General features: G+C 66.5%; 3 protein-coding genes. 2 read left to right on the plus strand and 1 reads right to left on the minus strand.

Translation table 11 applies throughout. The features are described from left to right. Nucleotides 1–2: 2 nt before the first annotated feature. On the minus strand, nucleotides 3–1,868 hold the full coding sequence (locus tag AC1VAN_RS12500; protein WP_478049188.1) for an ABC-F family ATP-binding cassette domain-containing protein: 1,866 nt from the start codon (nucleotides 1,866–1,868) through the stop codon (nucleotides 3–5). 334 nt (nucleotides 1,869–2,202) lie between these two features. Between AC1VAN_RS12500 and AC1VAN_RS12505 the strand changes: the two genes are divergently transcribed. After that, nucleotides 2,203–4,590: a TonB-dependent receptor plug domain-containing protein gene (locus AC1VAN_RS12505; RefSeq protein ID WP_480985898.1), complete on the plus strand. Its 2,388-nt coding sequence runs from the start codon at nucleotides 2,203–2,205 to the stop codon at nucleotides 4,588–4,590. After that, nucleotides 4,584–5,120 (plus strand): cation:proton antiporter domain-containing protein (locus AC1VAN_RS12510; RefSeq protein ID WP_480985899.1); only part of this gene is annotated, 537 nt, incomplete at its 3' end. The genes AC1VAN_RS12505 and AC1VAN_RS12510, both read left to right, overlap by 7 nt.

Raw genomic sequence — 5,120 nt, forward strand, 5'->3', positions numbered from 1 at the left:
AATCAGGACTCCAGCAGTTCCATCCAGGCCGCTTCGGCCTTTTCCAGCTGTGCGGCGGCGGCTTCGCGGTCGCGGCCGAGCACGGCCATGCGCGTGGCATCGGCATAGTTGCTCGAGTCGGCAAGCTGCCGGTCCAGTTCGGCCAACACACCTTCCAGCTCGGCGACCTTGGCTTCGGCGCTGGCCAGCTTGTGCGGGTTGACCGGCTTCTTCTGCACCACCTGCGCGACCGGTGCGGTCGTGACCACCACCGGTTCCTCCACCTGCTCCATGCGTGCCTTGGTGCCCTGCGCCTGCGGGCGCGTGCGCAGCCAGGCGGCGTAGGCATCGAGGTCACCATCGAAGGGTTCGACCACGCCGTCGGCCACACGCCAGAAGGTGTCACAGACCAGGCCGATCAGGTGGCGGTCATGCGAAACCATCACGATCGCGCCATCGAAATCGGCCAGTGCTTCGGCCAGTGCTTCGCGCATTTCCAGGTCAAGGTGGTTGGTCGGTTCGTCCAGCAACAGCACGTTCGGCTGTTGCCAGGCGATCAATGCCAGCGCCAGGCGTGCACGCTCGCCACCGGAGAAACCATCCACCGGTTCAAAGGCACGGTCGCCCGGGAAATTCCACTTGCCGAGGAAATCGCGGAACGACTGGTTCGGTGCATCCGGGGCCAGGTCGCGGAAGTGCTCCATCGGCGACTGGCCTTCATGCAGCGACTCGACCGTGTGCTGGGCGAAGTAGCCGATGCGCAGGTCCGGGTGTGCGGCGCGCTCGCCGGCAATCGGTGCCAGTTCGCCCACCAGGGTCTTCACCAGGGTGGTCTTGCCSGCGCCGTTGRKGCCYAGCAGSCCGATGCGCTGGCCCGCTTCCAGGCCGAAGCCCACGTTGTGCAGGATCACCGAATCGCTGCCGTAGCCGGCCTCGACGTGGTTCAGGCGGATCAGCGAGAACGGCAGCTTGGCCGGCGGTGCGAACTCGATGCGGAATTCGCGCTCGGCGCGCACCGCCTCGGTTCCGGCCAGCTTGGCCAGGCGCTTCATCCGGCTCTGTGCCTGTGCGGCCTTGCTGGCCTGGGCCTTGAAGCGGTCGATGAAGCTCTGCAGGTGGGCGCGCTCGGCCTGTTCCTTCTCATGCGCGATCTGCTGCTGGCGCAGCTGTTCGGCACGCTGGCGCTCGAAGTCGGTGTAACCACCCGGGTAAAGCTTGGCGCCACCACCGTGCAGGTGCAGGGTGTGGGTGGCCACGTTGTCGAGGAACTCGCGGTCATGCGAGATCAGCAGCAGGGTGCCGGGGTACTTCAGCAGCCACTGTTCCAGCCAGTACACCGCGTCCAGATCCAGGTGGTTGGTCGGTTCGTCGAGCAGCAGCAGGTCGCTGGGCATCATCAGCGCGCGGGCCAGGTTCAGGCGCACGCGCCAGCCGCCGGAGAACGAGGACACGGCGCGGTGGTGCGTTTCGGCCGGGAAGCCCAGGCCATGCAGCAGCTTGCCGGCACGTGCTTCGGCGTCGTAGGCGTTCAGCTCAGCCATGCGCGTATGCGCCTCGGCCACCGCTTCCCAGTCTTCGCGGGCGGTGGCGTCGGCTTCGGCAGCCAGCACCGCAGCCACTTCGATGTCACCGCCCAGCACGAAGCTCAGCGCCGGGTCCGGCAGGGACGGGGTTTCCTGGGCAACGCTGGCGATGCGGATCTTGCCCGGCAGGTCGACGTCACCCTTGTCGGCCTCCAGTTCGCCCTTCACCGCCGCGAACAGGCTGGACTTGCCAGCACCGTTGCGGCCGACCACGCCTACCCGGTAACCGGCATGCAGGGTCAGGTCGACATTGGACAACAGCAGCCGCTCGCCGCGGCGCAAGGCGAAATTACGAAGCGAAATCATGGGGGGRGGCGTCCATATAACCGAATGGAATGTGCTGGTAAGCACTGTTCCTGCGACGCAATTCTAACGTTAACGAATACTTGACGCGCCCCGGGATGCGCGACGGCCGACGTTCCTCTCTCCCACGTCCTGTCCGCGCGCCTCCCGGGYCCCTTCCCCGTCACCGCCTGTCGCAGCTAAATGGTTGCTGCTGCAACGTTTTTTCTGATGACCGGCATTTGACAGGCACTGAATATCCCGTTAATTCCTGTATTGCGCACCGCAGCAACCGTCGTCCGCCTCACCCCCGTGATGTCGATTCCGGTGCCATCCCGCCAACCGGAGCCCCCTCCCGATGACCCGCAAGACCAGCCTGATCGCCGCCGCCGTCGCTGTCGCACTCGGTGGTTCTCCGTTCGTTGCCGCCGCCCAGCAGGCCGGCACCGCCGCCAACACCCTGGATACGGTGATCGTCACCGGCACCCGCGTGGCCGACCGCACGGTCGCCGAATCGCAGTCGCCGATCGACATCATCACCCCCGAGATCCTGCAGTCCACCGGTACCGGTGAGCTGGCCACCGCGCTGTCGCGCGCGCTGCCGTCGCTGAATTTCCCGCGCCCGGCACTGACCGACGGCACCAGCGGCGTGCGCCCGGCACAGCTGCGCGGCCTGTCGCCGGACCAGGTGCTGGTGCTGGTCAATGGCAAGCGCCGCCACACCTCGGCGATGATCAACGTCAACGGCAGCATCGGCCGCGGTTCGTCGGCGGTGGACATCAACGCGATTCCGATCGCCGCCATCGAGCGCGTCGAGGTGCTGCGCGACGGCGCCKCCGCSCAGTACGGYTCGGATGCCATCGCCGGCGTCATCAACATCGTGCTGAAGGGCAGCGGCAGCGGTGGCAGCCTGGCCGTCGATTACGGCCAGTACTCGGCTGGCGACGGCAACAAGTACCAGCTGTCCGGCGACACCGGCGTGGAATTCGGCAACGGCCGTGGCCGCGTGCACGTGGCCGGCCAGATCAGCCAGCAGGACGAGAGCGACCGCGCCGGCCCCTATCGCGGCACCACGCCGAATACCGTCAACTACCCGTCCGTGGGCCAGACCACCTTCATCGTCGGCGACCCGCGCGTGGACGCCACTGCGGCGTCGGCCAATGCCAGCTTTGATTTCAGCGACCACGTGACCGGCTATGCGAGCGCGCTGCTCAGCAACCGCGACATCACCTCGTTCGCGTTCTACCGTTCGCGCAACCACAACGGACAGACCGCGCTGCTGGCGCAGACCTACCCCGACGGCTTCGTGCCGGAGATCAACCAGTATTCCAAGGACCGCTCGCTGGTGGCCGGGGTCAAAGGCAACACCGACAACGGCTGGACCTGGGACCTGAGCCTGAACCACGGCGAGAACACCCTGGATTTCCACACCCGCAACAGCATCAACTACAGCCTGGGCGCGACCAGCCCGCGTTCGTTCTACGACGGCACGCTGAAGTACCAGCAGGACATCTTCAACGCCGACCTGACCAAGTCGCTGGACTGGGGCCTGGCCTATCCGGTCACGCTGTCCCTCGGCGGTGAGTACCGCCGCGAGAAGTGGGACCAGAACCCGGGCGAGCTGAATTCCTACACCGGCACCGGTGCGCAGGGCTTCGGCGGCTTCACCCCGACCAACGAAGTGCATACCGATCGCCACAACTATGCGGTCTATGCGGGCCTGGAAGCGGACCTGAGCGAGAAGTTCTCCGCCGGTGTCACTGGTCGTTACGAGGATTACTCGGACTTCGGCGACCGCTTCTCCGGCAAGCTGTCGGCGCGCTATGCCTTCACCGACAAGGTGGCGCTGCGTGCCACCGCCTCCAGCGGTTTCCGCGCACCGTCGCTGGCCCAGCAGGGCTACCAGGCGGTGACCAGCCAGTTCCTCAACGGCGTGTTCGTTGAACGCGGCACCTTCCCGACCACCAGCCCGGCCGCACAGGCACTGGGCGCGTCGCCGCTGAAGGCCGAGACCTCCACSTCCTACAGCCTGGGYCTGGTRCTGCAGCCGRTSGAYCGCCTGTACRTCACCGTCGAYGCGTACCAGATCGACATCGACGACCGCATCGCGCTGTCGTCCAGCATCAGCACCAATGCCGCCAGCAGCGCGCTGCTGACCACGCTCGGCCTGCCGCAGGTGACTGCGTTCTCGTACTTCACCAACGGCCTGGACACCCGCACCCGCGGCGTCGACTTCGTGTCCAGCTACACCGTGCCGTTCAGCGCCAGCAGCCTGGAACTGACCGCGGCCTACAGCTACAACGACACCGAAGTGCAGCGCGTGGGTGGCACGCCGGCGGTGTTCGGCACACTGGGCCTGACCCAGTCGCTGATCGGCCGCGATGAAATCGGCCGCATCGAGGACAGTTATCCGCGTGACAAGACGATCCTGAGTGGCACCTGGCGTTCGGATCACTGGGAACTGGGCCTGGCGGCGACCCGCTACGGCGAGTTCACGGTGCGCAACTCAGCCACCGCCGCGCGCGACCAGACCTACGGCGACAAGTGGGTGCTGGATGCCTCGGCCAGCTACAAGCCGAGTGCGAACTGGACGCTGACGGTGGGCGCCGACAACCTGCTGGACGAGTACCCGGACCGCACCGAGGACCTGCAGAACTCGACCTTCGGCATGCTGCCGTACAGCAACTACTCGCCGTTCGGCTTCAATGGCGCGTATGTGTACGGGCGGATCAAGTACAACTGGTAAGCGGTAACGGGCGCGGCGGGCCCTTCATCTTCGGCGCGCTGGCCAACAAGCTCCGCTTGTCTCCTCTGGTCGGTTACCTGGTTGCTGGCATCTGCGTCGGGCCGTTCACGCCGGGCTTCGTCGCCGACCAGGCACTGGCCAACCAGCTGGCCGAGCTGGGCGTGATGCTGCTGATGTTCGGCGTCGGCCTGCACTTCTCGCTGAAGGACCTGATGGCGGTCAAGGCCATCGCCATTCCCGGTGCCATCGGCCAGATCCTGGTCGCTACCCTGCTCGGCTGGGGCCTGGCGGCATTGATGGGCTGGCCGGTCATCCACGGCGTGGTGTTCGGTTTCGCGCTGGCCACGGCCAGTACCGTAGTGCTGCTGCGCGCGATGGAAGAGCGCCGCCTGCTGGAAACCCAGCGCGGCAAGATCGCGGTCGGTTGGCTGATCGTCGAGGACCTGGCCTGCGTGCTGGCRCTGGTGATGATGCCGGTGATSGCCGGYGTGTTCGGSCCCGACGCGGCCAATGAACACCACACCCTCGGC

The sequence above is a fragment of the Stenotrophomonas sp. 05L44_2 genome (assembly GCF_056665995.1).